This is a genomic window from Nocardioides bruguierae (assembly GCF_023656415.1).
GTDB classification, from domain to species: Bacteria; Actinomycetota; Actinomycetes; order Propionibacteriales; family Nocardioidaceae; genus Nocardioides; species Nocardioides bruguierae.
In genome coordinates this window covers 41,530-67,196 of the sequence record NZ_JAMOIL010000008.1, presented here as the reverse complement: position 1 = coordinate 67,196, position 25,667 = coordinate 41,530, and the positions used below count along the sequence as shown (strand labels likewise).

The 25,667-nt window shown below is 69.4% G+C and carries 27 protein-coding genes, 1 tRNA gene and 2 pseudogenes; 18 read left to right on the top strand and 12 right to left on the bottom strand.

Annotation, left to right across the window (positions count from 1 at the left end):
- Nucleotides 1-33 precede the first annotated feature (33 nt).
- Nucleotides 34-741, top strand: coding sequence for a hydrogen peroxide-dependent heme synthase (gene hemQ / locus M8330_RS07275; protein ID WP_250826777.1), 708 nt, complete (start codon nucleotides 34-36; stop codon nucleotides 739-741).
- A gap of 97 nt (nucleotides 742-838) precedes the next feature.
- Here hemQ and M8330_RS07270 read toward each other — a convergent pair whose 3' ends face one another.
- Together M8330_RS07270 and msrB are read right to left on the bottom strand one after the other, a co-directional pair.
- Entirely contained in the window at nucleotides 839-2,230 is a 1,392-nt protein-coding gene (locus M8330_RS07270; RefSeq protein ID WP_250826776.1) for an FAD-binding oxidoreductase, read from the bottom strand.
- Between the two features lie 132 nt (nucleotides 2,231-2,362).
- Complete coding sequence (gene msrB / locus M8330_RS07265; protein WP_250826775.1) at nucleotides 2,363-2,797, bottom strand: peptide-methionine (R)-S-oxide reductase MsrB; 435 nt, start codon at nucleotides 2,795-2,797, stop codon at nucleotides 2,363-2,365.
- A gap of 101 nt (nucleotides 2,798-2,898) precedes the next feature.
- On the opposite strand from msrB, the gene M8330_RS07260 reads away from it, so the two are divergent.
- A complete protein-coding gene (locus M8330_RS07260) occupies nucleotides 2,899-3,627 on the top strand; it encodes a hypothetical protein (protein ID WP_250826774.1) in 729 nt (242 codons plus the stop codon).
- 51 nt (nucleotides 3,628-3,678) lie between these two features.
- On the opposite strand, the gene M8330_RS07255 is transcribed toward M8330_RS07260, so the two are convergent.
- A complete protein-coding gene (locus M8330_RS07255) occupies nucleotides 3,679-4,959 on the bottom strand; it encodes a GNAT family N-acetyltransferase (RefSeq protein WP_250826773.1) in 1,281 nt (426 codons plus the stop codon).
- Between the two features lie 77 nt (nucleotides 4,960-5,036).
- Here M8330_RS07255 and M8330_RS07250 point away from each other — a divergent pair, with 77 nt between their 5' ends.
- The gene (locus M8330_RS07250; protein ID WP_250826772.1) at nucleotides 5,037-6,119 is read left to right on the top strand and encodes a DNA polymerase domain-containing protein; all 1,083 of its coding nucleotides are present in this window, start codon (nucleotides 5,037-5,039) and stop codon (nucleotides 6,117-6,119) included.
- Nucleotides 6,120-6,580: 461 nt separating this feature from the next.
- On the opposite strand, the gene M8330_RS07245 is transcribed toward M8330_RS07250, so the two are convergent.
- Together M8330_RS07245 and M8330_RS07240 are read right to left on the bottom strand one after the other, a co-directional pair.
- Nucleotides 6,581-7,123 carry a hypothetical protein gene (locus M8330_RS07245; RefSeq protein ID WP_250826771.1) on the bottom strand — a complete coding sequence of 181 codons (543 nt, stop codon included), beginning with the start codon at nucleotides 7,121-7,123 and terminating at the stop codon, nucleotides 6,581-6,583.
- A gap of 217 nt (nucleotides 7,124-7,340) precedes the next feature.
- Nucleotides 7,341-8,447, bottom strand: a complete 1,107-nt coding sequence (locus M8330_RS07240) for an ATP-dependent DNA ligase (RefSeq protein WP_250826770.1) — start codon at nucleotides 8,445-8,447, stop codon at nucleotides 7,341-7,343.
- Between the two features lie 225 nt (nucleotides 8,448-8,672).
- Between M8330_RS07240 and M8330_RS07235 the strand changes: the two genes are divergently transcribed.
- The 9 genes and pseudogenes from M8330_RS07235 (at nucleotide 8,673) to M8330_RS07195 (ending at nucleotide 16,487) form a co-directional block, all read left to right on the top strand.
- Nucleotides 8,673-9,791, top strand: coding sequence for an aKG-HExxH-type peptide beta-hydroxylase (locus M8330_RS07235; protein WP_250826889.1), 1,119 nt, complete (start codon nucleotides 8,673-8,675; stop codon nucleotides 9,789-9,791).
- Nucleotides 9,792-9,823: 32 nt separating this feature from the next.
- A complete protein-coding gene (locus M8330_RS07230) occupies nucleotides 9,824-10,150 on the top strand; it encodes a hypothetical protein (RefSeq protein WP_250826769.1) in 327 nt (108 codons plus the stop codon).
- Nucleotides 10,151-10,443: 293 nt separating this feature from the next.
- On the top strand, nucleotides 10,444-11,463 hold the full coding sequence (locus tag M8330_RS07225) for a radical SAM protein (RefSeq protein WP_250826768.1): 1,020 nt from the start codon (nucleotides 10,444-10,446) through the stop codon (nucleotides 11,461-11,463).
- Nucleotides 11,464-11,509: 46 nt separating this feature from the next.
- Nucleotides 11,510-12,160: pseudogene (locus M8330_RS07220) on the top strand (phytanoyl-CoA dioxygenase family protein); the annotation flags it as partial.
- A gap of 15 nt (nucleotides 12,161-12,175) precedes the next feature.
- A complete protein-coding gene (locus M8330_RS07215) occupies nucleotides 12,176-12,670 on the top strand; it encodes a GNAT family N-acetyltransferase (protein ID WP_250826767.1) in 495 nt (164 codons plus the stop codon).
- Complete coding sequence (locus M8330_RS07210) at nucleotides 12,670-13,263, top strand: NAD-dependent epimerase/dehydratase family protein (protein WP_250826766.1); 594 nt, start codon at nucleotides 12,670-12,672, stop codon at nucleotides 13,261-13,263. The genes M8330_RS07215 and M8330_RS07210 overlap by 1 nt, the downstream gene beginning before the upstream one ends.
- 202 nt (nucleotides 13,264-13,465) lie before the next feature.
- On the top strand, nucleotides 13,466-14,329 hold the full coding sequence (locus M8330_RS07205) for an SAM-dependent methyltransferase (protein WP_250826765.1): 864 nt from the start codon (nucleotides 13,466-13,468) through the stop codon (nucleotides 14,327-14,329).
- The gene (locus M8330_RS07200; RefSeq protein ID WP_250826763.1) at nucleotides 14,326-15,558 is read left to right on the top strand and encodes an MFS transporter; all 1,233 of its coding nucleotides are present in this window, start codon (nucleotides 14,326-14,328) and stop codon (nucleotides 15,556-15,558) included. The genes M8330_RS07205 and M8330_RS07200 overlap by 4 nt, the downstream gene beginning before the upstream one ends.
- Complete coding sequence (locus M8330_RS07195; protein WP_250826762.1) at nucleotides 15,555-16,487, top strand: TylF/MycF/NovP-related O-methyltransferase; 933 nt, start codon at nucleotides 15,555-15,557, stop codon at nucleotides 16,485-16,487. The genes M8330_RS07200 and M8330_RS07195 overlap by 4 nt, the downstream gene beginning before the upstream one ends.
- Here M8330_RS07195 and M8330_RS07190 read toward each other — a convergent pair.
- From M8330_RS07190 to M8330_RS07185, 3 genes are all read right to left on the bottom strand, one after another.
- On the bottom strand, nucleotides 16,465-17,595 hold the full coding sequence (locus tag M8330_RS07190; RefSeq protein ID WP_250826761.1) for a serine hydrolase domain-containing protein: 1,131 nt from the start codon (nucleotides 17,593-17,595) through the stop codon (nucleotides 16,465-16,467). The genes M8330_RS07195 and M8330_RS07190 overlap by 23 nt on opposite strands.
- 357 nt (nucleotides 17,596-17,952) lie before the next feature.
- On the bottom strand, nucleotides 17,953-18,084 hold the full coding sequence (locus M8330_RS21890; RefSeq protein ID WP_284704379.1) for a hypothetical protein: 132 nt from the start codon (nucleotides 18,082-18,084) through the stop codon (nucleotides 17,953-17,955).
- A 65-nt stretch (nucleotides 18,085-18,149) separates the two neighbouring features.
- Nucleotides 18,150-18,635: a hypothetical protein gene (locus M8330_RS07185; RefSeq protein ID WP_250826760.1), complete on the bottom strand. Its 486-nt coding sequence runs from the start codon at nucleotides 18,633-18,635 to the stop codon at nucleotides 18,150-18,152.
- Nucleotides 18,636-18,766: 131 nt separating this feature from the next.
- On the opposite strand from M8330_RS07185, the gene M8330_RS07180 reads away from it, so the two are divergent.
- A tRNA-Gln gene (locus M8330_RS07180) sits at nucleotides 18,767-18,845 on the top strand.
- Nucleotides 18,846-18,877: 32 nt separating this feature from the next.
- Here the strand turns inward: M8330_RS07180 and M8330_RS07175 are convergent.
- The 4 genes from M8330_RS07175 to M8330_RS07160 all read right to left on the bottom strand — a co-directional run bounded on the left by M8330_RS07175 (nucleotide 18,878) and on the right by M8330_RS07160 (nucleotide 21,536).
- Nucleotides 18,878-19,384, bottom strand: a complete 507-nt coding sequence (locus tag M8330_RS07175) for an SRPBCC family protein (protein WP_250826759.1) — start codon at nucleotides 19,382-19,384, stop codon at nucleotides 18,878-18,880.
- 114 nt (nucleotides 19,385-19,498) lie between these two features.
- Entirely contained in the window at nucleotides 19,499-20,491 is a 993-nt protein-coding gene (locus tag M8330_RS07170) for a peptidoglycan-binding domain-containing protein (protein WP_250826758.1), read from the bottom strand.
- A gap of 46 nt (nucleotides 20,492-20,537) precedes the next feature.
- On the bottom strand, nucleotides 20,538-20,864 hold the full coding sequence (locus tag M8330_RS07165) for an Rdx family protein (protein ID WP_250053147.1): 327 nt from the start codon (nucleotides 20,862-20,864) through the stop codon (nucleotides 20,538-20,540).
- Nucleotides 20,865-20,894: 30 nt separating this feature from the next.
- Nucleotides 20,895-21,536 carry a type VI secretion system tube protein Hcp gene (locus M8330_RS07160; RefSeq protein WP_250826757.1) on the bottom strand — a complete coding sequence of 214 codons (642 nt, stop codon included), beginning with the start codon at nucleotides 21,534-21,536 and terminating at the stop codon, nucleotides 20,895-20,897.
- Nucleotides 21,537-21,861: 325 nt separating this feature from the next.
- Here M8330_RS07160 and M8330_RS07155 point away from each other — a divergent pair.
- The 5 genes and pseudogenes from M8330_RS07155 to M8330_RS07135 form a co-directional block, all read left to right on the top strand.
- Nucleotides 21,862-22,023 (top strand): annotated as a pseudogene (locus M8330_RS07155) (VOC family protein); the annotation flags it as partial.
- A gap of 94 nt (nucleotides 22,024-22,117) precedes the next feature.
- Nucleotides 22,118-22,258, top strand: a complete 141-nt coding sequence (locus tag M8330_RS07150; RefSeq protein WP_308196254.1) for a VOC family protein — start codon at nucleotides 22,118-22,120, stop codon at nucleotides 22,256-22,258.
- A gap of 191 nt (nucleotides 22,259-22,449) precedes the next feature.
- Nucleotides 22,450-23,460: a glycosyltransferase family 2 protein gene (locus M8330_RS07145; RefSeq protein ID WP_250826756.1), complete on the top strand. Its 1,011-nt coding sequence runs from the start codon at nucleotides 22,450-22,452 to the stop codon at nucleotides 23,458-23,460.
- On the top strand, nucleotides 23,457-24,194 hold the full coding sequence (locus tag M8330_RS07140) for a class I SAM-dependent methyltransferase (RefSeq protein WP_250826755.1): 738 nt from the start codon (nucleotides 23,457-23,459) through the stop codon (nucleotides 24,192-24,194). The genes M8330_RS07145 and M8330_RS07140 overlap by 4 nt, the downstream gene beginning before the upstream one ends.
- A complete protein-coding gene (locus tag M8330_RS07135) occupies nucleotides 24,191-25,666 on the top strand; it encodes a DUF2142 domain-containing protein (protein ID WP_250826754.1) in 1,476 nt (491 codons plus the stop codon). Before M8330_RS07140 ends, M8330_RS07135 begins: the two co-directional genes overlap by 4 nt.
- Nucleotide 25,667: the final 1 nt, after the last annotated feature.

Genomic DNA, 25,667 nt, shown 5'->3' with positions numbered 1-25,667 from the left:
AGCTCCCACCCCGCCCGAGACAGAATGGACGCCATGAGCGACACCCAGACCAACGCCGCCCGCCTGCGCGAGATCAACGACACGATCCGCTACACGATGTGGTCGGTCTTCAAGCTGCGCGACGTGCTCGGCGACGCCGACCGCGAGGCCGAGGCCGCCGAGGTCGAGAAGCTGTTCGCGGGCCTGGCCGAGGTGGGCGTCGTCGTCCGCGGTGTCTACGACGTGGCGGGCCTGCGCGCCGACGCCGACCTCATGGTCTGGTGGCACGCACCCACCTCCGAGCAGCTCCAGGAGGCCTACCACGCGTTCCGCCGCACCGCCTTCGGTGCGCGACTCGAGCCCGTCTGGTCGCAGCTCGCGCTGCACCGCCCCGCCGAGTTCAACCGCAGCCACGTGCCGGCGTTCCTCGCCGACGAGACCGCCAAGGCGCACGTGTGCGTGTACCCGTTCGTGCGCTCCTACGAGTGGTACCTGCTGCCGGAGGAGGAGCGCCGCGCCATGCTCGTCGAGCACGGCAAGATGGCCCGTGACTACGTCGACGTCCGCGCGAACACGATGAACTCCTTCGCCCTCGGCGACTACGAGTGGATCCTCGCGTTCGAGGCCGACGAGCTGTACCGAATCGTCGACCTCATGCGTGAGCTGCGCGCCTCCGCCGCCCGCCGGCACGTGCGCGAGGAGGTGCCGTTCTACACCGGCGCCAAGACCCCTGTCGCCGAGCTGGTCGCCAAGCTCCCCTGATCCCTGGTCCCTGGTCCCTGGTCCCTGGTCCCTGGTCCCTGATCGCTGTTCCAGGGGGTTCCAGGGTCCCAGGCGTCAGCCCCGGGCCGCCCGCCCCTCAGTCGAGGGTGCGGGCGGCGACCACGGCGTCGGTGGGGTCGTAGACGGAGCTGACGATCCGCAGGCGCCGCAGCGCGTCGGCGCCGAACGCGGCCTGCGCCGGCGACCCGGTGCCCTCCACGACGTCGTCGACGAACGTGAGCGCCGCCCCGTCCACGTGCCAGGGCCGCATGGCCGCGAGCACGCCCTCGCCGGCCGCCCGCGCGGCCGCGCCGACCTCCGGGCTGACGACGGCGCCGACGCAGTGCAGCAGGTAGCTGCCGGGCAGGCTGGTCAGGGCACCGCCCTCGGGGTTGCTGCGGGCGAGGGCGCCGCCCAGGTGCCGCAGCTCGGTGAACAGCAGCGGTGAGGGCGTCGTGGCGGCGGCGAGGACGGCGGCCACCCCGTCGGCGTCCAGCGGGCCGAGGAGCGCGTGCACGCTGGTGGCCGGGGTGGGCGTCGGCGGGTCCATGTGCACCTCGAGCAGCCCCGGCGCGGGCATCCGGGTGAAGGTGTCCATCTCGGGGTCCAGGGTTCGCAGCGGGGCCAGCAGGGCGCCGGCCACGTCGTCGTCCTCGAGCACGGCACCGTCGACTACCACGACGGAACGGCCCGAGAGGAAGGGCGGCAGCTCCGGGAGCGGCGGGAAGGACATCACGCGCAGGCTCGTGGTGACGGACTCGGGCAGGTCCTCGGTCCAGGAGAGCCAGGCCGGCAGCACGGCGGCCGCGTGGACGGCGTCCCACAGCAGCATGCCGGCGTGCACGTCCGGGTACGGGAGCAGGTCGATCTCCACGGCGGTGACGACGCCGAGCGTGGCCGCTGCGCCGCGGCAGGCCCAGAACAGGTCGGGCTCGACGTCCGCGGTGGCCCGGACCAGCTCGCCGGTGGGCAGGACCAGCTCCACGGCGCGGACGTGCTCGACCGCGAGGCCGTGGCGGCGTCCGTAGAACGAGAGCCCGCCGGAGAGGGCGTAGCCGACCACCCCGACGTCGCCGGCGCTGCCGTGCGCGGCGGTCAGGCCGTGCGGGGCGGCCGCGGCGACGACCTCCTGCCAGGTGGTGCCACCCAGGACGCGGGCGGTGCGGGCCGCGGGGTCGACCTCGACGCCGCGCAGGTGCCGGAGCTGGAGGAGCAGTGCCCCGTCGGCACGGCCGCCCAGCGCGGCGGCCGCGTGCCCGGTGGTCTGCGGGACGATCCGCAGCCCCGCCGTCCGTGCCGCGTCCACGAGCGCCCGGACCTCCTCGACGCTGGTGGGCTCGGCCACCACGGCCGGGTGCTGCGCAGCAGCGAGGTTCCAGGGCGTCCGGGCGGCGTCGTAGCCGGCCTCGCCGGGGACGTGGACACGGCCGGGCGCTGCCCGACGCAGGGCCTCGACACCGGGCTGGGGCGAGAGGGACGTGCTGGACATGGGCGGACCTTCCGGTGGTCGGTGAGCAGTCCGCTCAGCCTGCGCACACAGGCCGGTCCGGAAAATCCCTCTGCCCGTCGAGCCCGCCGCCCGGAACGATGCAACCGAACCGGGCGTGGGCGTCGGTGCAGGTCAGCCGGCCACCGGGCCCGAGCCGTCGGAGGGCTCGAGGGTGAGCGAGAGGCTGTTGATGCAGTACCGGTCGCCGGTGGGGGTGCCGTAGCCGTCGGGGAAGACGTGCCCGAGGTGCGAGCCGCAGGAGGCGCAGCGCACCTCGACCCGCTTCATCCCGAAGGAGTTGTCCTCGATGTACTCGATGGTGTCGGTGATCGGCTGGTAGAAGGACGGCCAGCCGCAGCCGGAGTGGAACTTGGTGTCGGACTCGAACAGCTTCGTCTGGCACGCCTTGCAGCGGTAGACGCCGACGGTCTCGGTGTCGGTCAGTCGGCCGACGCCGGCCCGCTCGGTGCCGGCCTGGCGCAGCACGTGGAACTCCTCCGGGGAGAGCTGCTCGCGCCACTGCTCGTCCGTCTTGGCGACGGTGTACTTCTCGTCCGGGGTGGTCATGCCTCCAGCGTACGGCGCGGGCGGGCACCACCCGAGTCGTGCGCCGCTCGTGACCGGCCCGCGACGCCCCCGTGCTGCAGGCGTGGCAGCATGGCGCCGCCATGCCGAAGACTCCGCTCACCACGCACCTGCCCGCTCGCACGAGCCGGGGTCTGCGCCGCGGCGCGGTCGCGGCCGTCGTCCCGCTGCTCGCGCTCACCGCGCTCGTCGGCTGCTCCTCCGACGGCGAGGGCGAGGCAGGCACGAGCACCGCCGCCGAGGGCTCGCCGACGGTGGACGAGGACGCCATCGCGGACCCGGACGTCGCCCTGCCCTCCGTGCCCACCAGCAGCGAGCCGATCACCACCCGCAGTCCGGTGACGGTGCTGGACGAGGGCGACGGGCCGGTCGCCTGCCTCGGGCCGATCCTCAGCAGCGTGCCGCCCCAGTGCACGGGCACCGACCTGGCGGGCTTCGCCTTCGACGACCAGCCGCGTGCCTCGTCCACCACGAAGGCCGGCACCACCTACGGCGAGTACCAGCTCACGGGCACCTGGGACGGGGAGACCTACACGGTGACCGAGGCGGTGCCCGCGGCCCGCTACGACGGGCCCACGGTGCCGGTCGCGGACCCGAGCACCCCGCTGCGCCGCTACGAGGACGCCCAGCTGACCACCATCTCGGCGGAGCTGAGCGGCGTCCCCGGCATCACCTCCACCTACGTGGGGGCCTCGAAGCAGGTCGTCGCGCTGACCCCGTGGGACGACGGCACGATCCAGGCCTACGCCGACGAGGCCTACGGCCTCAACGTGGTCCAGGTCGTCTCGGTGCTCGTCACCCCGCAGAGCTGAGTCGGCCGGAGCTGAGCCTGCAGGGCTGAGCCGGCCGCCCCGGAGGCCTGCTCAGAAGCCGGTGCTGCACCACGGCGCGGGGCCGGCGTCGTCGGCCATCGCCGCGAACGTCGCGACCCCGGGCCCGGTGACGCGGCCGGCCGCGGCGTGCGTGTGGACGCCCCGGTCGCCGAGGTAGAGCGCGCCGAGGGTCTCCACGCCCAGGTGGACGTCGGCCGGGTCCTGCGTCGGGGTCACGGACGCCACGCCCTTCGCGGTGGTGAGCCGGAACCGCCCGCCGGCGAGACCGAGCGGGTCGGCGACGTCCAGCACGACGGCGCCGTCCTCGCGCCACGGGCGCGCCTCGAGCGCGGCCGGCACGTCGAGCACGCGCAGCCACAGCATGTCGCGCACCTCCTCGGTGCGGACTGCGCGCGGGTCGGTGACCGCGGCGTCCAGCGGCGCTTCCAGCGGCAGGGTGGCGCGCACCTCGTGGGCCAGGTCGACGTCGGTGAGGAACTGCCACAGCCGCAGGTGCGCGACGCCGGTGAGCGCCTGGGTCATCCCGACGTCGACGCGCGAGGTGCCGCCCTCCTGCGCGTGCTTCCAGTAGGCGTAGCCGTCGGGCTGCCCGGCGGCGTCGAGGTGGAGCACGCAGCGCAGCTTCGTGTCGGGCTCGCCCGACTCGAAGTCGAACCCCTCGGCCAGGCGTCGGTAGAACGACGGGCGGGTCACGGCGCCGCGGGTGCGGGCCAGGTGCTGCTCGAAGACGGCGGTGGTGTGGACGGCGGCGGCCGCCGGGTCCAGGAGCACCAGCGTGCCGTCGTCCTCGAGGTGGCGCAGGGCGAACTCCCCTGTGCGGGCGGTGACGGTGACCCGACGCCGCCGGGTCGCGACCCCGAAGCCGAAGCGGCCGTAGATGCCGCCCTCGGAGACCGTGAGCGCCGCCAGCGGGACGCCGCGCTCGGCCGCGGCGGTCAGGTCCTCGCGCATGAGGCGGGACAGGATGCCGCGACGGCGGTGGGTGGGCGCGACCGTGACGTCGGTGATCATGTGCAGGCCCAGCATCCGCTCGGCGCCCACGTTCATCGAGCCGTCCCAGCTGGAGAAGGTGCCGACGGGCTGCGTGGTGTCGACCAGCGGGCCGGTCGGGTAGGCCGCACGCAGGGTCACGTCGTCGGCCCGGCTGTGCTCGAGCCAGGCCTCGCGCTGCTTCTCGCTCATCGAGCCCTCGTGGAACCCGCGCGACCAGGCGTCCCCGTAGGCGTGCAGGCGCTGGAGCGCCTCGCCCTCGGTGGCGTGGACGTCGACGGTGGAGAAGGTCAGGTCGGCGGGGGCGTGCGGGGTGCTCACGCAGCCACCGTAGGAGGCGGTCGCGACGGGCCGCCACGCAGTTTCGGGCGGTCCGGCGCGCGTCTAGGCTCACCGCCATGGCGAAGGCAGCGGCGGCGATGGTGCAGGCGGGGGAGCGCGAGGTCCGGGTCAGCAGCCCGGAGCGCGTGATCTTCGAGCAGACCGACCGCACGCCGGCGATCACGAAGCTGGACGTGGCGCAGTACCTGGTCAGCGTCGAGGACGGTCTCATGCGAGCGCTGCGCGACCGGCCGGTCGCCCTCGAGCGGTGGCCCTCCGGCGTCCGGGAGGGGATGCGGCTGGCGACGGGCCCGCAGGACCGCGACGCCGACGCGTTCTACCAGAAGCGGGTGATGAAGGGGGCTCCCGAGTACCTGGAGCCGGTGCGGGTCACCTTCCCGTCCGGGCGCACCGCCGAGGAGGTGTGCGTCACCGAGATCGCGATCCCCGTGTGGTGCGCGCAGATGGGCACCGTCGTCTTCCACCCCTGGCCCGTGCGCCGCGGCGACGTCGACCGCCCCGACGAGCTGCGCATCGACCTCGACCCCCAGCCCGGGACGACGTTCGCCGACGCGGCCTCGGTCGCCGCCGTCGCCCGCGACCTGCTCGCCGACCTCGGGCTGACCGCCTTCGTGAAGACGTCGGGCAACCGCGGGGTGCACGTCTACGTGCGGATCGAGCCGCGCTGGGAGTTCCTCGACGTCCGGCACGCCGCGATCGGCTTCGGCCGGCTGCTCGAGCGGGCCGACGACCGGGTGACCACCGCGTGGTGGAAGGAGGAGCGGGGGAGCCGCATCTTCGTCGACTACAACCAGAACTGCCGCGACCGCACCATCGCCAGCGCCTACTCGTTGCGGCCGCTGCCGGGCGCGCCGGTCTCGACGCCGCTCACCTGGGCCGAGCTCGCCGAGACCGACGACCCGCGCGCCTACAACCTCACCACCGTGCCCGCGCTGCTGGCCGAGCGCGGCGACGCGTGGGCGGCGATCGACGACGTGGCGCACGACCTGACCCCGCTGCTGGAGGCCTACGAGGAGCTGCCCGGTGGGGAGATGCCGTTCCCGCCGGACCACCCGAAGATGCCGGGCGAGCCGCCGCGGGTGCAGCCCAGCAAGAAGGTCGCCGAGCACTGGGACGCGGAGGGCAACCGCGTCGACTGAGGGCTCCGGGGGCGGAACCGACCTGGCGGAAAAACAACGAGGTGCCGGTGGCAGAAGAGGCTGGGAGGGCCCCCGACTGCCGCCGGCACCTGCTGAGCGTGCCGGCCCCAACCGGGCACGCGATGTGTTGAGTTGACGAACCCGCGTGGCGCCGACTGGGACGGAGGGCGCCACGCAGGTGTGTCGAATACGCCCGCCGCGATTCCCCCAAGAATCACGCCGGGCCTACTGCCAGGAAGTTCGAGACGTGTCCGCGTTCCCCCCAGGATCGCGGCATACGTCTCTGTTCCTGTTCGGAACCGCCCCCAGCGGTTCCGGTGCAACAACAGTAGATCCGACGCTGACCGCGGACGCCAACGCTCGATCCACAAGATCCCCAGTCTTCGGTAACAGAAGCGCCTCCGGGGCCACTGCTCGGTGACACCCCGGGGGGTATGCGTTTGCGTGCCGTGCCGGCGGGCTCAGAACCCGCTGACGCCCTCGCCCTCGCCGGCCTGCTCGTCGAAGTTCTCCTGCTCCAGCAGGTGCAGCACCGGGACGCCGAGGTGGCGACGTGCGCGCGAGGTCCAGTCGACGTGGAAGAACTCGCTGACCACGTGGGGCGCGGTCAGCACGATGACCTCCGCGGCCTCGACCTCGGCGACCTTCGCGACCAAGGCGGCCACGGGCTCCGCGCCGGTGGTCTCGCCGTGCGCGGTCGTGCCCGCGTCGGCCAGTGCCTCCAGGGAGGAGCGCAGCGCCTGCGAGGCGCGGTCGTGGGCGGCCGCGTCGATCTCGCGGACCTCCTCGGTGCTCAGCACGTCCAGCGGACGCCCGCCGGTGAGGTCGCCGGAGAGCGAGCCCATCGCGGCCTGCACCTGGGCGCCGGCGTCCTCGACGGGGAGCAGGAGGTGGTAGACGACCTGCTCGCCGTCCTCGGCGAGACCGGCGTGCAGGCCCCGCACCTGATCGGCGTCTCGGCTGGTCAGGGGCTGCTCGATGAGGAGGACGACGTCGTAGCTCACACGACCACCGTAGCCCTGCCGAGGGGGTGAGTGGAGGGGCTGAGGGCCCCGGGTGCTCGCCTCGGCGCCGCCTGTCTGCGGCCGCCGCTGACGGGCGGGGCGTCGCAGGACCGGAACAACGCACCCGGGGGCGCGCCGTCAGGTCGCTGACCTGGGCAGACGATCAGGCCGCGTCGCTGTGTCGTCGGTTGTTCCGGTCCGGCGACGGACGCGGCGGTCAGCCGCCGAGGATGGCGCCCAGGTCGTAGCCGACCACCTGCTCGAGCTGGTCGTAGCCGCAGGACGCGGGGTCGCGGTCGGGGCGCCAGCGCTTGAAGTGCGCGGTGTGCCGGAACCGGCGTCCCTCCATGTTGTCGTACTTGACCTCCAGCACCCGCTCGGGGCGCACCGGGGTGAAGGAGAGGTCCTTGCCCTGCGACCAGCGACTCTGCGTGCCCGGCACGCGGTCGGGGTTCGCGATGGCCCACTCCTGCCAGGCGCCCCACGGGTGCTCCTCGATGGGGCAGACCAGCGGCTGGAGCTCCTCGAACAGCTCGGCGCGGCGGGCAGCCGTGAAGCTGGCGCTCACCCCGACGTGCTGGAGGCCGTGCTCGCTGTCGAAGAGGCCGAGCAGCAGCGAGCCGATCAGCGGCTTCTCGCGGGTGGAGGTCTTGTGCTCGCGGTAGCCGGCCAGCACCACGTCCGCGGTGCGCTCGTGCTTGATCTTCAGCATCGTCCGCTTGTTCTGCTCGTAGACCGAGCCCAACGGCTTGGCGACCACGCCGTCCAGGCCCGCGCCCTCGAACCGGCGGAACCAGTCGCCTGCTTCCTCGGGGTCCGTGGTCACCCGGGTGAGGTGGCAGCGCGTCGACGCGTCCAGGTGGCCCAGGGCCTGCTCGAGCCGCCCGCGTCGCTCCTGGAAGGGGAGCCCGGTCAGGTCCTCGTCGCCGAGCGCGAGCAGGTCGAAGGCGACCAGCTCGGCGGGCGTCTCCTGCGACAGCTTCGTGATCCGGGACGCGGCGGGGTGGATGCGCTCCTGGAGCACCTCGAACTCGAGCTTGCGGCGCCCGTCGGGCTGGGGCAGTGCCACGAACAGCTCCGCGTCGAGCACGCAACGCTCGGGCAGCTCGGCCAGCACGGCCTCGACGACCTCGGGGAAGTAGCGGGTGAGCGGCTTGGTGTTGCGGCTGGCCAGCTCCACCTCGTCCCCGTCGCGGAAGACGAGGCAGCGGAACCCGTCCCACTTTGGCTCGAGTTGGACGTCGGGAAGCATCGCGAGCGCCTTCTCCAGCGTCGTGGTCTTCGCCAACATCGGACGGACGGGCGGCATCACCGGAAGGTCCACGTCGCTCAGCCTAGAGGCGGCAGCGATGGTTGCCAGGAGTACGGCGAGCCGGATCCGGCACCAACACACGCTTCTCGTCGGGCTGGTGGCCGACGCCCCGGTTCAAGGAGCCCACGCGGGTGGATGTCTGTCCCTCGACCGTCACCCATTGACTCTGAGTGAGCCTGTGGCAATGATGAGAGTCAGGTAGACCCACGGTCTTGGGCGATCGGGGCGGGATGAGTGATGGACGAACTCACTCAGAATGCGAAATACGGAGACACTTCGAAGGTACAGGCGAACCTGCGGGCGACGTACGAGTTCGTTCTCGAAATCGTTGGCGAATCTCGCCGTGAAGTCCGACCGCTTCGCTCTGCCTTTTTCGATGCACCGGCAGATCGTCAAGCTGCCGTTCTTAGGTCGACTGCCTTCCGCGCTCTCGCGAACGAGTGGTTGCGCGATCTGACCCAGTCCACGGAAGCGCCCCCGGACCCCTCTGCGACCCACCTGCTGCGCGCGTCCCTGGAGACGGTCACCCACGGCCGGCCCGAGGACCTGCCCCACGGACTGACGTATTTCGAGGCGATCAGGCCATCGTCACGAGACGCCCTTCGCGGGATCTGGACGGCTGAGATGAAGCCGGACCTCGAGGCCGCCGCCGGACAACGAATCGAGTTGGCGGACGATCCCGATGCTGGCGTCCACGATGCGATCTGGAACGCAATTCGAGGAATCGCTGCGATCGACCCAGACCTCTGCCATTCGATAATGCCGCACGTCGACGTCGCATGCAGAATTGTGCGCGCGCCAACCGAAGGGCGTGATAAGCCGATGATGGAGAGCAGTTCTCATTACGCTCTTCCCGGCGCCATATTCCTGGCGGACCATGCCGCTGCCGGGGGTCAAGCAACATGCATGGAGGCGGTCCTCCACGAGAGCACGCATCAGAAGTACTTCGACATTGTTGCCACCTACCAAGTCTTCCGAGACGGATACAGCCCTACCACGTCCGCTCAGGTCACGGTGCCGTGGAACGCACACAGAGAACAGATACTTCGTGAGTGGGCGGCCGACCGAGTGCTCATCGCGCTCCACGTGTACGTTCATTTGGCTCGCCTCTTCGCGGCGAACGCCGCCGCCAATACCGCGAGCGCAGAGGAGGCCACCGCCGCAGCGCGGCGCTGCCTCGAGAGGTCCGTTTGGCTCAGCGACGCTGCACGTGGGCCCTTGGCTGACGAGTACACCCAAGAGGGGCGTCTCTTCCGCGACTGGACGCTCGACCGAGTCAGCGAGGCCTGGCTTGAGTCGAACGACGCGCTTCCTGACATCAGTCGCCTGTCGCAAGAACTTCTGACAGTTCGATAACCAATCAGACCACGATGACGGGAGGACTCGACGTGGCTCAACCCGAAGCGATGCCGAGAACGTATGAACTCAATCCGAAAAGCAGAACTCGAGAAATGCCCGAGTGGGCCGGCGCTTTGGTCTATGCGCCGCCGTCACCCAAGTTGTACTACCTGAACCCAACGGCGCGGGCTGTGCTTGAAATCAGCATCGGCCAGACCCGCGACGTGATCAGAGAAGAGTTTCGGTCATTCGCCAGCGCGGTCGCATCCGCCGACGAAGCGGATCAGGTCCTTGAGGACACCCTGTACAACCTTGAGGAGAACGGCATTCTGCAAATGACATCGATCGAATCAACCGTAGATGAAGTAAGGGGGTGAGATGAGATGGCTAAAAACGAGGAGTTGCTGGGACAGCTGAAGCGCATGACGGAGGCGACCGGCTCCTTGGAGCCGGGACTGGTACATGAGTGCCAGCCGCACTTCCGTTCACCGGCGCAGTACACATTCAGTCCTGCGCTGGTCGCGAAGATGGCTGAGCAGCGCTCAGCCATCGAGGAACCGTAGAAGTTGATGCTTCTCTCACGCTTGGAGAGGCACAACCCTGGTGAGGGGCCGGGGCTGCCAGGTCCCTCACCAGCCAACCGCATTGAAAAGGTCATGGAGGCGCGATCGTGGCTCACCCCAGACTCTTCTTGAATACACCAGTAAAGTCGTACATTCAGGTCACGAACGTCTGCGACCTCAATTGTCAGCAGTGTTACACGAATTGCACCAAGGAAGCAGCCACCGACGAATTGACGCTCGACGAGTGGAAGCAAGTTCTCACCCAAATGAGTACTGATGGCGTCATCAACATCAACATCGAGGGCGGGGAACCGCTATGCCGTGGCGATCTCGACGACTTCCTGCGCTTCGCGACATCGAAATTCTGGGTTTGGCTGCGAACTCATGCGCATCTGATTACCCCGAAGCGCGCCGAGGAACTGGCGCAGTTGGGCATTGGGCGAGTTATCGTTGACCTGTTCGCGCCCCAAGCAGAGTTGAATGACGAGCTAGCCGGTGTTGCGGGCACCTATGAGCACACGATCGAAGGCGTGAAGAACCTCAGGGCATGCGACGTACCTGTGGCTCTAGCGTGCATCCTGAACCGCAAGGTCCTTCCGCACCTGCAGGACTACCTCGATCTAGGAGCAGAACTAGGCGCGGTGGAGGTGGCGTTTCTGAGGTTCTACCCCATCGGCAGGGCGCTGGAGAACTGGGGTCACCTCGCGCCCACCCTGCCAGAGATCATGACCGCTGTTGACTCTGTCGTCGTTCCTGACGGTGTCCGGTTCATGGAGGGCTTCCACCCCTACGACTCGAACTGCTGCTTCGAAAATGCCGGAGTAACCTCTACCGGTCGATCCATTGGATGTCCTTACCTGAGGGACCTCGTGGACTTCGGCAATGTACGCGACAAGACACTGCTGGACACGTGGCAGGACGCGCACTACACCGAGATCCGGACCGCGGAGGTAGAAGGCGCGTGCGACGACTGCGCCGGCACCCAGGTCGGGAGCCCGGGCGGATGCAGATCTGCAGCGTTCATGTTCAAGGGCTCATGGGACGCCTCCGACCCCTTCTGCGTGAACATGAACGAAGGTGTCGACGTCTCGGAGCTCCCGAAGTACCTGCCCCTGACAACGCCATGACGGCACCCCTGAAAGCCGGCCCCGCTGAAGGACTCACTCAGAGGGATTCGCGACATTCGGGCGCGTCCTTAGCCGTAGCGAGGCAGAAGCATTTGGAGACGAGGCGCGGGAGCTCGTGTCCGCCGGCTCTCTGCCGGACGGGGTAACACGACAAGACGACGGCCGGACCGAAGATGGGTCCGCGACCTTTCACACGATCTTCGGGGCGTGCCAGGCCCTGCGTCCTGACCTTATCGAGAGACTGGTGAGCGACGCGGTGCCGCTGCTCGGCGGGTCGACTCGGCTTCTGAGCGACGAGCTTTTCGTCAAGCCCGCTGTCGTTGGGGCCGCCCTCAGTTGGCACCAGGACTGGCCCGTCTACCCAGACCTGCAAGCTCACTACCTGACGTTCTGGGTGGCGCTGAGCGACGTCGACAGCACTCGAGGAGCGCTTCAATTTGTCCCAAGTAGCCACCGGCAAGGTCGCTTCCTGCCCGGAGAGTTCCGCAACGGTGTCGTTCCGGATCCTCGCCTGCTTGCGCTCGAAGACTCCCTGTCACCACTTCCTGAGGTTCGGGACGAGGACGCTGTCGACGCCGCACCTCTATCCGCTGGAGAAGCGTCGGTGCACCACTGCCATACTTGGCATCGTTCCCACTCGAATCGTTCCGGGGCGGATCGTGCTGCGGCCGTGGTCCGCGTGGTGTTGGCCGATTGAAGGGTGGCGGTCCCGTTGAATACGCAGGAGACGCTCTGCTCACAGGAGCCGACCTTCCTCCCGCTCGAGTCGGAGGACGGTCCACTCCTTCAGGCGATCTACGACAGAACGCCGCGCCTGGAGGATCTCTTCGAGACGGTCGGAGCCGCTGACGCGCAGAGCACCTACATGGCGTTGCCGGAGGGCCTGTCCTTCGACAACAAGTACCTCGTTGGAGCATGGGTGGACGGTGAGCTGGCCGGGGCGGCTGACGTGATCACCTCGTACCCCACCCCTGAGAATGCGACTTGCGGCCTCCTGCTCATCGACGTTGGCCAACGCGGTAAGGGGGTGGGCACCGCGCTTCTCGCGCATGTCGAGGAAGTGGTTCGCCAACGAGGCGCCAGAACGTTGACGATGCTGGTCCAGTGTCGGAATATCCTGGGTGGCGAATTCCTAAGTCGTCGACGCTACGCACAGGTCGACGACAACCTTGGACGGGTTATCCCCTATCGCAAGCCGTTAATCTAGTGACGCAAAAAGTCGTGGTAGCCGGAGCTACGGGCTTCATCGGAGGACACGTCGCAGAGACGCTCGTGCGCGCCGGGCTAGACGCGTTCGCCGTTGGAAGGACCACAAACGTCAGCGTCGGTCGGTTTGATCGCGGCAGCGCGTGCGCGGTCATTGACTGCGCGGGGTTGGACCCAGACCGGGTGAAAGCACTCAAGACCGCATTCCCGGATAGTCGCTACGTGCTCGTGTCGAGTGCGGCGGTCTATCGCGCCCTCGAAGAACCCTCCGCCCTTGTGGACGAACGTTGCGAGGTGGCTCCCCTCGGGACGCGAACTGACTACGTCGACAAGAAGCTTCGCTGTGAAGAGCTCATCATCGAACAGGACGCCGTGGTCGTCCGTCCTGTCGACGTAGTGGGACCGCGTGACCCGCACGATCGAATCCAGTATTGGGCCGCGCTCGGGCGGGAAGACAGCAACGGGGTAGCTTTCTGCGAGCCGACTCGACGAATCGAGTTCGTTGATGTCCGTGACCTGGCGACGCTGTTGTTGTTTTGCGCCACGAACACGGACAGACCCACCCCCGTAGTCAACGCGCGGGTCCCAGCGTGACGGCGGAAGCTCTGGCCTCCGCAGCAGGGCCGACCTCCACACGCGAACGGGTGCGGTTCGTGGGATTGCCCCCAACCGGCGATCTTCTCCCGCCCCTTGTGTATGAACGAGAGCTCTGTTCCATTGCGAACGAGCGCGCGCTGCAGTTGGGGATGACGTTTCGATCGCCGGAAGCGACGATTGAAGAGTGCCGGGCGCGAGCATGAGCGAGCACACGGGGCTTCGAGGGGGAGAGATCACTCTGGTAGGGACCGGGATGAGCGCGATTGGTCATCTCAATGCTGAGGTCCGCGATGCTCTGGTGCAAGCCGATGTGGTCCTCTACGGGGTTGCCGATCCAGCGACGGAGGAGTGGCTTCGGAGGCACACCCGTCGCCCGATGTCGCTCGTGGCCGACTATGAACCGGCGACGTCTAGGCTGCTTGCTTACCGAAGAATGGTCGATCGCATCATCGACGAGGCACGTGCCGGCGCTCGTGTTTGTGTAGCGCTCTACGGTCACCCCTCCGTCTTCGTCTTCCCCACCCAGATGGTCCTCGCCGAGGCGCGCAGGGCACGGATTCCTGCGCACGTTCTTCCAAACATCAGCTCATTGGACTGCCTATTCGCGGACCTGGGCGTTGACCCGGGAACGACGGGCCTGCAGATTCACGACGCGACAACGTTCCTGGTCATGAGGCCGGACATTGATTCGCGCGTCCCCTTGATCCTGTGCCAAGTGGAAGTGCTTGGACGTGTCGACTATGACGATCGGTCAAACCATCCGGAGAACCTGCGCCTCCTCCAAGACGCGCTGCTCGAGCGTTATCCCCATGATCACCCTGTAGTTGGGTATGACCGTTCGTTCTTTGGAGACGCCCCTGTCACCAACGAGGTCCGGTTGGACGAGCTGTTGGACATTGGGGAGTTCATGACTCTCTACATTGGCGGGGTCGGGCTGCTCGAGCCGGACATGGTCCTGATGGATCGACTTGGGCTTGACCGCGCCCTCGAAGGACCACCAACGATGCACCTGTTCGAGCTCCACGAGGCGGCCGGTGCTCCGCAGTCAGAGGCAGGCCGATGAGCAGCAGGTTTTCGGCCTTGCGGCATTCGCAGTTCCGACGGCTCTGGATCGGCCAATCCCTGTCTGCTCTCGGCGATGGTCTTGTACCCGTCGTCGTCGCCCTGGCTGCCATCGACATGGGCGCGACAGCTCGGGGGGTGGGTTTCGTGCTGGCCTGCAGCACGGTCCCTCGTGTTGTCCTCATGCCCCTTGGCGGACTCATCGCCGACCGATACCCGCGTCGCGCCGTTATGATCGCTGCCGACGCGATCAGACTTGTTTCTCAAGTTGCGATCGCTGCGCTGCTCCTCGCCGATATCGAAAATCTCGGTCTGCTTGCCGCGCTCTGCTTCGCGTTCTCGGTCGGAGTGGCGATCTTCAGGCCCGCCTATTCCGCGCTCATACCCGACACCACCGGTGGCCAGGACCTTGGGTCAGCCAACGGACTGGTCTCGATTAGCGTGAACGTCGGCTATGTCGCAGGACCGGCGCTCGCCGGCATCATCCTCATCTTCGGTAACATCGCGTTTGCGTTCTTCATCGATGCGCTTACGTTCGCCTTGTCCATCGCGACGCTCGCCGGGCTCCATGAACACTTTTCCGGATACCACGAGATCTCGTTGCGCAAACAGATGGCCGCAGGCCGGGCCCTCATGAAGGAGCAGACCTGGCTCCTGAGAGGTACAGCGGCCTTCGGCGCGTTCAACTTTGCTTTCGCCGCATCCCTAGTCCTCGCGCCGGTCATTGCTACGAATCGTCTCGGCGGGCCCGAGGCGTGGAGCGCGATCTGCGTGGCCGCAGGCATCGGGGCGGTCGCAGGAGGAGTTGGGGCCGCGAGCTTCGGGGCCACACGGCCAGTGGTCAGGGCGATGGTGCTTCTGCCAGCGTTTGCAGCAGAGCCCATCGCCTTGGCAACAACGACCAGCCTGGTATTCGTGTGCTTGGGCGCTACGCTCTCGTTCGCTGGCATCTCCGCGAGCGGCGTGTATTGGGCGGTCGCGCTGCACTCGCAGTTGCCTGAGCGCCAGCTGGCCCTGGCCAGTGCGATGAACCAGTTCGGCGCGCTCAGCCTCACTCCGATTGCCTACGTGGGTGCAGGCTGGCTGGCTGAAGCAATGGGCGACGTAGCCGTCCTGTGGTGGACCGCCGCGATTGGCTGCGCCGCTCCGCTGCTGACGGTTCGGTCGGCCGCGATGGTGCGCCTGCCAGACGCCGCGCCAGAGGCCTATCGCGATCGGAGCCGAACATGATCTACGACTTCCCGATTTCCTTCATGTTCCATCGCCAGTTTCCTGGGGACTTGGGTCGTCGGATGGCGTCAGCCGCGCCCTTGTGCCTCCAACCTCCTTTCCCCTGGGCTACCTGGAGGCAGCTGAACGTCCTGACCGACCTGCTGCCTGGGCAGGAGGGCCAGATAGCCGAGTTCGGAGTGGCGAAGGGGGGCATGTCCATCTTGCTCGGCCAGATCGCTCAGGAACATGATCGGCGCGTCTACGCGTGTGACAGTTTCGCTGGTCTGCCTGAGCCGGATCCCACACGTGACAATCCGTACTTCGAAGCGGGCTTCTATGCGGCGGCCGAAGGGTCGCAATTGTTGCTCGAGCGTTTCACGCGCGAGCTCTCCGATCGCGGGCTGAGCCAGACTGTGATCCCGCTGCAAGCGTTCTTCGAAGACCTCACCGACGACGACCTCCCACACACCCTGGCCCTTGCCCATCTTGACTCAGACCTCTACGGCTCAGTGGCGGCGTCGCTCCGGCTGGCGTGGCCGCGACTCCATGAATCAGGGGTCCTGGTGGTCGATGACTTCTTCCATCCGGCTCAGGGGCCGGCGCGTGCGTGCCGTGACTTCTTTAACGAAGTCGACGAGCCCGTGGTCTACGAGGTTCTGTTTCCCTATTCGGTCATGGTCCGGAAGGGTGAGCACCCCGGACGAGACGACCACCGGGCCCATGACGGGAACTTCTACCGTCTGACGCAACTCAAACAGGACAGCCACTTCCTCGACTGCTTGACTCGGGAGGTCGAGCGATGCGGGCAGGGGTCGTCAGCGCGGGTCCTCCTGCAAAGCCTCGAAGAGGATGAGCATGACATCTACGGGTACTGGTATGCGCTTCGTGAGTACTGGTCCGCCATCGACGTTCCGCTGGCGGAGGTCAGTCAGCCGCTGACCCTCTGATGGTGTTATCGACCCGGGGCATGAATCTGCCGTCATGCAGGCCTTTCCTGCCGTCGCCAAGCACGACCACGTTGAGCGGCATGTCCTCACCCACCGGGTTCCTAGTCACGAGCAGATCGTCGCGAACCAGGCGCGCGGGACTCGCGAATGGGGACGGGCGTCCGGCGAGCACCGCAAGATCGCGAAGTGGCTGGCTCTCACAGAACAGAGTGCCCTGTGTGTCATCCCACCAAAGAGTCCTTCTGTATTGCCAGTTCTCGTAGGTCCCAACGAGGGGTAAGCGGCCGAGCTCCGTGGAGGGTCCGTCCGGAATGCTGGCGCCAGACGCTACGTCGAGGACCTGGCCGATGGCCTCCTTGATGCGCTGCCGCGGAGCATCAATCGCGAAGGAACCGAACACACCGGTTCGGCGGCGGACGTCGTACCTAAACACCGAGAACCGCGCGAGCGTTGCTCCATCATGACCGACCACAAGAGAGCCCGAGGGATAGATTGCAGCGCCGAGGGCCCAGGCGGCGGCGCCGGTCGGGTTCGGCTGCTGGAGGCGGATCATCGGGTCGACCAACTCCGGGTGGATGCGCGCGGGATCATCGAGGATCGTCCCCATGGTGCGGAGGAAATGCGCGGGGGTGCACAAGGCGTGAGCCCCCGAAGGTAGGGCTGAAAGTGGCAGTGGAGACTCGCGCAAACCCACCGCGAAGCCCATGTCCCGCAGCAGTGTAGTGAACCGCCGGCCGGTCAGGACCTCGATCGCGCGGCCCAAGACGTTGTACGCCAACGTGCTGTAGGAGAACAGCTCGCCTGGCGACGCGAGGATGGGGACGTTGTGCGCGACGTAGTTGACGTAGCGCTGGAGTTCTGACCCGTCGGTGCCCATGTCGACGAACGCATCAGCATTCAGCCCCGAACGATGCGACAAGACGTCCCTGAAGGTTATCGAGCCGAGATAGGAGCGGAGTTTCACATCGGAATCCCCCAAGACCGTGCATACCGGGGTGTCCACGCTCAAGCCGTTGCTGCTGAGCGCACGAAGCGCGAGAACAGCGGTGAGCGGCTTGAGCGTCGAGCCGATCTCAAGAGTATCGCTCACTTCGTGCTGGGCGCTCACTGCGACGGCATCGCGACCTCCGGTCCGAGTCGCAATAGAGTAGTCATCCACCGGCAGGAGATCCAGAAGCGCGTCCACAAGATCGCTGGCACTATTCACGCTGTTTGTCTTGCCCCGTCTGGAAGTCGCGCTCGCCTTCGGCGCCGCCCACGCTCACGGAGATGTCCCGGGGAGCGCCCGCTCGTGGTTTGCGCGATGCGCGTCTTCGAGAGGCTTGTCCACACGGCGCGAGTGTACGTCGCGTCCCGGCTCGGCCGTTCGAGCGTAATCACACGTTCGACTACCTCTGGCGCAATCGGCGAGCGTCGGCGTGCTGGCCGGCCTCGACGGTGCGCGCATAGAGTGAGCATAGGACGGTCACGTACAACTAGAACATATTTCGTCCCACTTGGGCTCGAACAGCAGGCCGCCGTGCTTCGCGGGGTCGGGCACGCCGGAGACGGCCTTCGCCAGCATCGGCTGCACGGGCGGCATGACGGGGAGGTCCATGGGCCGACCCTAGGACCTGGCCCCGACACGCCGCCTGACGTGCGGTCCGGCGCGCGGACCGGGGCTCAGCCGAAGTACGCCTGGGACTTCGCCTTGAGGAAGCCGTTGAACACGAACCCCACGACGGGGCTGCCGGTGAACATCGAGGTGGTGCCGGTGGAGAGGTCCACGGTGACGGGTCGCGTGACCTGCCCGAACTCCTGACGCTGCTTCGCGGCCGCGGCCTGGGCGGCCGGCGGGGTCACCTCGTTGCCGACCAGCACCGGGAACAGCGCGGTGCCCGACTGGAGGCCGTTGTAGAGGCCCTTCTTGTTCAGGTGCGACCACTGGGCCGCGTCCGCGACGAAGCCCTCGAGCGCGGGCAGGTCCACCCGGTCCCACGGCAGGGCCAGCACCATCGTGTGCAGGCGCGAGCCCATCCACTGGATCTTGAAGTCCTTGCGGTAGCCGAGCAGGGCACGCCCGCCGCGCAGCTCGGCCTCGCTGACGTCGCAGCCGTCCTGCTGCAGTCGGTCACGCAGGCCGGCGAGGTACTCGTCGTGGGTCGTCATGGTGACCATGCTCCCGGGTGGCCGGTGGGGGTGTGTACCGGGGGGTGGACGCCGGGTGGACGCCGGGTGGGCGGGCGCGGTGGTCCCGAGGTGCTGGCTCACCGGTGGGGCCCGTAGCCTGTGCGGCACATTCCCCGGTTGGTCTGCCGGCAGGGCCCGCCTGACTTTGAATCAGGACTAGCGACGTAGGTTCGACTCCTACCCGGGGAGCAAGGTCAGAGGCGTCGTAAACGCCTACGACCCTAGCCCTGCCGCCGCCGTACGGTCCTCGCCAGCACTCCGAGGCTCGCCTTGAGGCTCTGCTCGGGCACGACCGGGAAGATCGCCTTCCACTCGGGCCGCGCCGTGGACCAGTCGTAGTAGCTGGTGACCAGCGTGCGGGGCGAGCCGTCCTCGTTCGCCGTCGCCGGGTCCAGCCGGTAGCCGTAGCGGCGCCCGATCGATGGCTTGACCGTGCCGATGATGGACCAGGCGATCTCGCGGTCGGGCTCGTAGACCTCGATCACCACCTCGACGTCGTACTCGCCCATCGGCAGGTCGCCGAGCGCCTCACGGTCCATGTGCACGGTGAAGCGGTCACCCACGGCGGAGACGACGCCTCCCGTGGCGTCCATCAGCATGCCGGAGGCGTCCATGTCCACGTGGCCCTGCGGGTCGCGGAGCAGCGAGAAGACGGCACTGGCAGGCGAGGCGAGCATGCGTGAGACCTCGATCCGCTCGGCGGGGTCCTGCTCGGTCGATGCGCTCATGGTCGTCAACGTAGACGCCTGTCGGCCGGCTCACTCAGGACGGATGTCATGGATCGCCCGGATCGACGCCCTCGCGGTCTTCACCGCCGCAGGCCGCCTCGCGTGCCGCATGCCTCAGTAGATGGCTGGTGCGCCGCTCTCGTGGGCCACGATGTCGCGGGCGAGCGACTCCCACTTGGCGTACGCGTCCGGGTAGGCCGAGCGCTGCACGGCCTGGGCGGCCTCGGTGACGGTCATCGACTGCCAGCCCGAGATGTCGAGCAGCCCGGGGTTCGGGGTGTGGGTGGCGACGCCGTAGAACGCCTTCGAGGCGAGGACGGGGTCGGTGCACTGCGCGACGGTGCCCCAGCCCTGCGAGGGTCGCTGCTGGAAGAGGCCCACCGAGTCGCGGTCGCCGTAGTCGATGTTGATGAGCGTCGACTCCTGCATCGCCGTGGCCAGCGCGATCACCCAGCCGTACTCGGGCACGTCGGCGCCCTTGCCGACGCCGATGATGGTGCGCGCGTTCTGCCGCTGCTCGTCGGAGAGCGAGTCGTAGGAGGTGCCGGGCGTGCCCGTGCTGCCGCCGAAGAGCGACTCCCAGGTGTTCGGCCCGGCGACGCCGTCGACGCTGAGGCCGCGGGAGGACTGGAAGGAGCGCACGGCGCTGTCGGTGGCCGGTCCGAACGCCCCGTCCGTGGCCAGCGACGCCCCGCGCTTGTTGAGCTCGACCTGGAGCGCCTGGACGGCCGGGCCGCTGTCGCCCTGGCGCAGGGTGCGCACCAGCGCGCCGATGGTCTGCGGGCCGGCCATGCCGTCGGCGGTGAGGCCGCGCGAGGACTGGAACGCCGAGACCGCCGCCTCGGTGCCCGAGCCGTACTGGCCGTCCGCGGTCGTGGAGAAGCCGCGGTCGGTGAGGAGGTACTGCACGGCGACGACGTCCGCGCCGCTGGAGCCGACCTGGAGCACGGGGTAGGCCGCGCTCGCCGGTGCGGTGGAGGTGGCCACCAGGCCCACGGACAGCAGTGCCGTGGTCAGGAAGCCGGTCAGGGCTGCGAGGAGCAGCCGGGGGAGGGAACGCCCTCGTGAGGGCGCGCTGGATCCGTGGACGTCCCGAGAATGGATCATGCCCCCAGCCCACTACGGGCCGGTGGTGGTCTGCAAGGGGTGCAGGTCAGTGGGCGGCGCGGTCCGCGTGCCCGAGCGGGCGGTCGGGGGCGACCAGGTCGCGGACGCGGCGCTTGAGCTCGGTGATCTCCGGGAAGCCGCCGTCCCGCTTGCGGTTCCAGACCGGGGTGCCGTCCACGTCCACCCGGAAGACGCCGGCCTCGGCCTCGGTGGAGGCGGGCAGCAGTGCCACCTCGCCGAGGTCGGTCTCGAAGGTCTGGAGCAGCTCGGCGGCGTACCACTGCGCTCGCAGCAGCCAGCGGCAGCGGGTGCAGTACCGGATCTCCACGCGGGGCCGGGACGTGGTCGGGTCGGGCACGGCGGTGGCGTCCATGACGCGATCCTCCCACCGCCGTCCCGGGCGTCAGGCCGTGGTCGGCCAGTCGACCTGCGCCTGGATGCCGGTGTCGAGGTCCGTCATCTCCAGGCTCTCGTACATCAGCGCGATGGTGACCCGGGACCGGTCGGCGGGCTTGCCGACCAGGCGGTAGGACAGGACCTGCGGCCGGTCCAGGACGATCCGCTGGAGCGCGACGCGGTCCCCGCTCTCGTCGCGACCGAAGGTGGTGAAGACGCACCGGCGCAGCACCTCGTTGTTCTCGATGGCCTGGAGGAAGAGGGGGGTCGCGCGGCTGACGTTGGTGGTGAACGTCAGCGGCTGGTGCTCGTTGCGGCCGCTGACGCGCCCGGAGGAGAGGACCGCGTCGACCCCGTGGGTCAGCGAGGTGATGAGGTAGGCGCCCTCCTGACCGCGTCCGGTCCCGTCGCCCTCGAAGGTGTACTGGCTGCCCTCGCAGCGGCCGACGATCGGGAGCGCCCCGGCGGCCGCGGTGGCGACGTCGGCCCGCACGGTCGGGGCGGGGCGGCTGCGCCACGCCAGGAACGCGAGCACCAGCGCCGCGACGGCGAGCAGCGCGACGGCGCGGACCAGGCCGGAGCGGGCCAGGTCGCCGAGCGTCGGATGGGTGGGCGTCGGGCGGGTGGGCGAGGTGTCGGTGTTCGTCATCGGTTGACACTCGCGCGGCGTCCGACGGCCGTCCACCCTTGTGCCGGGGCACCGTCCGGAAGAGACCGGGGCCCTGAGCCCGGGTGCGGCCCTCCGTGTGGAGGAGCCGCACCCGGCTGGGCCCCGGATGTGTGGTGCCGACCCCCCGGACGACACCACCACCGAGGTTGGACGACGGGTGCAGGGCCGTCCAGCGGAATCGGGCTGACCGGACGTTCCCGGACGCTCGCCCGGACAGCCGGCCGCGCGGATCCGGACAGGTCGTGTCCGGATCGGTGCTCGTCTCGGCGTGGACGGACCCGCCGCCGGCGAGCAGCATGCCCCCATGGCCTGCTTCGTCTCCCACACCACCGTCGACTGCCGCGACGCCTACGCCCTCTCCGAGTGGTGGAAGGCGCTGCTCGGCTACACCGACCTCCCCGACGACCCCAACGAGCCCGGGCACGAGGAGTGCATGATCCTCGACCCGGACACGGGGCACCAGCTGCTCTTCATCGAGGCCGAGCCGGCTCCCGGGCGCAACCGCCTGCACCTCGACCTGCGCCCCCGCTGGTACCCGGGACGAGGAGCTCGCCCGCGTCCTGGCCCTCGGGGCACGGCAGCTGCACGACCGTCGCCTGCCGGACGGCACCGGCTGGGTCGTGCTCGCGGACCCCGAGGGCAACGAGTTCTGCGTCCTGCGCTCGGAGGAGGAGGTGCGCACGGGGCCGCAGCCCAGCTGACCCAGCCCCGCAAAAACCAGTCCGAACCGGGCCGGCCGGGCGGCAGGTGACGCCCCGACGACGCTGCGGTGACCGGCGGATGCACGCTCGCCGAGGAGTGCGCGGCGCCCGTTCCGCCACGCTGCGAGCCGCCCTAGCGTGCCTGCTCAGCCCCTGTACCGCGCCGGGGCACGACGAGCCGGAGGTCGGTCGTGAAGCTGATCGTCCAGGTCCCGTGCCTGAACGAGGAGGAGACGCTCGGCTCCGTGCTCGCCTCGATCCCGCGCGACATCCCGGGCATCGACGAGCTCGAGGTCGTCGTCGTGGACGACGGGTCGACCGACCGCACGAGCCAGGTCGCCCTGGCGCACGGCGCCCACGTCGTCCGGCACCGTCGCAACGAGGGGCTGGCCCGCTCCTTCACCGACGGCGTCGACCACGCGCTCGCGCTGGGCGCCGACATCGTGGTCAACACCGACGGCGACAACCAGTACCCGCAGGCCCGGATCGCGGACCTCGTCCAGCCGATCGTGCTCGGCGCCGCCGACATCGTCGTGGCGGACCGCCAGACGCACCTGATCGCGCACTTCTCGCCCGGCAAGAAGCTGCTCCAGCGGATCGGCAGCGCGGTGGTGAACCGGGCCGCGGGCACCGACCTGCCCGACGCGGCGAGCGGGTTCCGCGCCTACTCGCGCGAGAGCCTGCTGCGGCTCAACACCGTCACCCGCTTCTCCTACTGCATGGAGACGATCATCCAGGCCGGCTACAAGCGCATGGCCATCGTCTCCCTGCCCGTCACCACCAACGCCCGCACGCGTGAGTCGCGGCTGTTCCGCAACCACCGCCAGCACGTGTTCCGGTCGGCGGCCGCCATCACCCGCGCCTACGTGATGTACCGCCCGTACATGATCTTCGGCTGGCTGGCGGGTGTCTTCGCGGTCCTCGGCCTGGCCCCCTACGTGCGGTACGCGGTGCTCGTGGCGCAGGGGGACGGCGGCGGGCACGTCCAGTCCCAGGTGGTCGGGCTCGGCCTCGGGCTGATGGCCGCGCTGTGCCTCATGCTCGGCATCGTGGCGGACCTGATCCGCGCCAACCGGCACCTCATCGAGGTGGGCCTCGAGCACACGCGGCGGGCCCGGTACGAGGCCGGCGTCCGGAGCCGGGTGCTGGCCACCCTCCAGCCGCCCGTCCGACCCGGCGCCGAGAGCGAGGGCCTGCGGTGAAGACGCTCTACATCCGGGTGCTCCGCGTGCTCCGTGCGGTGCTGACCCGCCTCGGCGTGGTCGCGCTGCTGGAGCGCCGGGCTCCGCGCTCGCGCACCGCCACGTGGCTGCTGTCGCTGCTGGCGATCCACGACGTCGACGCCCTCGTCCGCCTGGACGTGGCGTGGTGGACGTTCGACAGCCTCGACCGGGTCCAGGCCTTCCTGGCGGTGCACCGACCCGGGCGAGCGGCCCGGGTCTTCGAGTGGGGCTCGGGGGCCTCCACGCTGTGGCTGGCCGAGCGGGCCGGTGAGGTGCACTCCGTCGAGCACGACGCCGGCTGGGCGCAGGTGCTCGCACCCCGGCTGCCGGGCAACGTCGACCTGCGCGTGGTGGCGCCCGTGCCGTCGTCCTCACCGAGGGTGTCCTCGGCCAAGCCGGGCCACGCGGGCCTGGACTTCTCCGCCTACGTCTCCGCCATCGACGACGTCGAGGGCGAGCTCGACCTGGTCGTCATCGACGGACGGGCCCGCGAGGCGTGCCTGGCGCGCGCCCTGGAGCGGCTGGCGCCCGACGGCCTGGTGGTCTTCGACAACGTCGACCGGCGCCGCTACGTGGAGGCGATCGACGCCCAGGTCGCGGCCTCCGGCGGACGCCTGCAGGTGGTCGTGTCCCGCGGGCTGACCCCGGCGCTGCCCTACCCCACGCGCACCGCGCTGCTGCGCCTGTCGCGGGCCGGCAGCCGCACCGCATGAGGGCGTGGGCGCTGCGGGGCTCGGCGGTGCCCGTGCTGCTGGCCGTGCTGGTCTGGCTGGCCGGGGCGCAGGTGGCGCTGGTGTCCTCGATCCCGAGCTGGGCCAACGACGAGGCCCCCTACGTCGGGTACGTGGCGCACCTGGCCGAGGGCAGGCTGCCGACCATCGACTCCCCGATCGTGGCCGACCCCGGGGACGTGCCCCGCGGCGCCCGGGTGCTGCTGGGCTGGGACGCCGCGCACAAGGACACCTGGGTGGCCAACCACCCGCCGTTCTACGTGGCGCTGCTCGTGCCCGTGTGGGAGCTGACCCGCGACGACGTCTCGCACGTGGTGATCGCCATGCGGCTGGTCAACACGGCCGGCTACGGGGTGTGGGTGCTGCTCGTCGGCCTGCTGACCCGGGCGCTGGTGCCCCGACGTCCGGCGGTGGCGGCGCTGGCCACGATCGTGGCGGTGACCCCGAGCCTGGTGCTGCGCTCGGGCTTCGCGCAGTCCGACGGGTGGGGCAGCGCGGCCGCGTTGCTCCTCCTGCTCATGACGGTGCGGATGCTGCACGGCGGCTCGGAGGAGGTGACCCGGCGCAGGGTCGTGGTCGCGGCCCTGGCCGGGACGCTGGCCGCCGGGACCCGGGCGCCCGGGGTGCTGGCCGTGGCGGCCTGCGCGATCGCGCTCGGCCTGGCCTGGCTGCTGTCCCGACGGGCGGCGCGGCGACCCCGCTACCTGGTGGCGGCCGCGGTCGTGGGCGGCGTGCCGGCGGCCGCGACGTCCTGGTGGTACCTGCGCAACCTCTCCCTCTACGGCGACCTGACGGGCCAGGGCGCGCTCCTGGAGAAGTTCCAGCGCTCGCCGGTCACCTCGCTGGCCGACCTCGGCCGCGTGCCGGGGTTCGACGAGCCGATCCTGGCCGCCTCGGTCGCGGTGGTCGTCGGACTGCTCGTCGTCCCGGTGCTGGCCGTACGGCGCCTGCCGCTGCTGCCGGGGGCGTGGCGGGCCGGCTGGCGGCCCGACCCCGGCTGGCTGCTGCTCGGCTCGCTGTCGCTGGTCACCCTCGGCAACACCGCGGGCTTCGTGCGCGACGGCGGCGGCTTCCACGACCGCTACACGATGCAGGTGATCGCGTTCCTGGCCACGCCCGTCGCGCTCGCGATGGTGGCGATGCTGCGCCCGCGCCGCGAGGTCGCGCGGGACGGGGCGGCCGACTGGCGCCGCGCCACCGGCTGGTCGGTGGTGATGACGGTGTGGACGGTCGGCGGCCTCGCCGTGCTGGAGTGGAGCACGATCTTCAGCCACCAGCAGACCTACCCGGCGGCCGGTCCGTGGCCGTGGGTGCTGGGGCTCGGAGCGCTCGCGGCTGCGGCGGCGGTGCCGTGGGTGATGCGGGAGCGGACCCGGCACGAGGCCCGCCGGGAGCAGGAGGCTGCTCGTCGCGCAGCCACCCCGAGCGCCACGCCCGCAGCACCCCTGCGCTGAG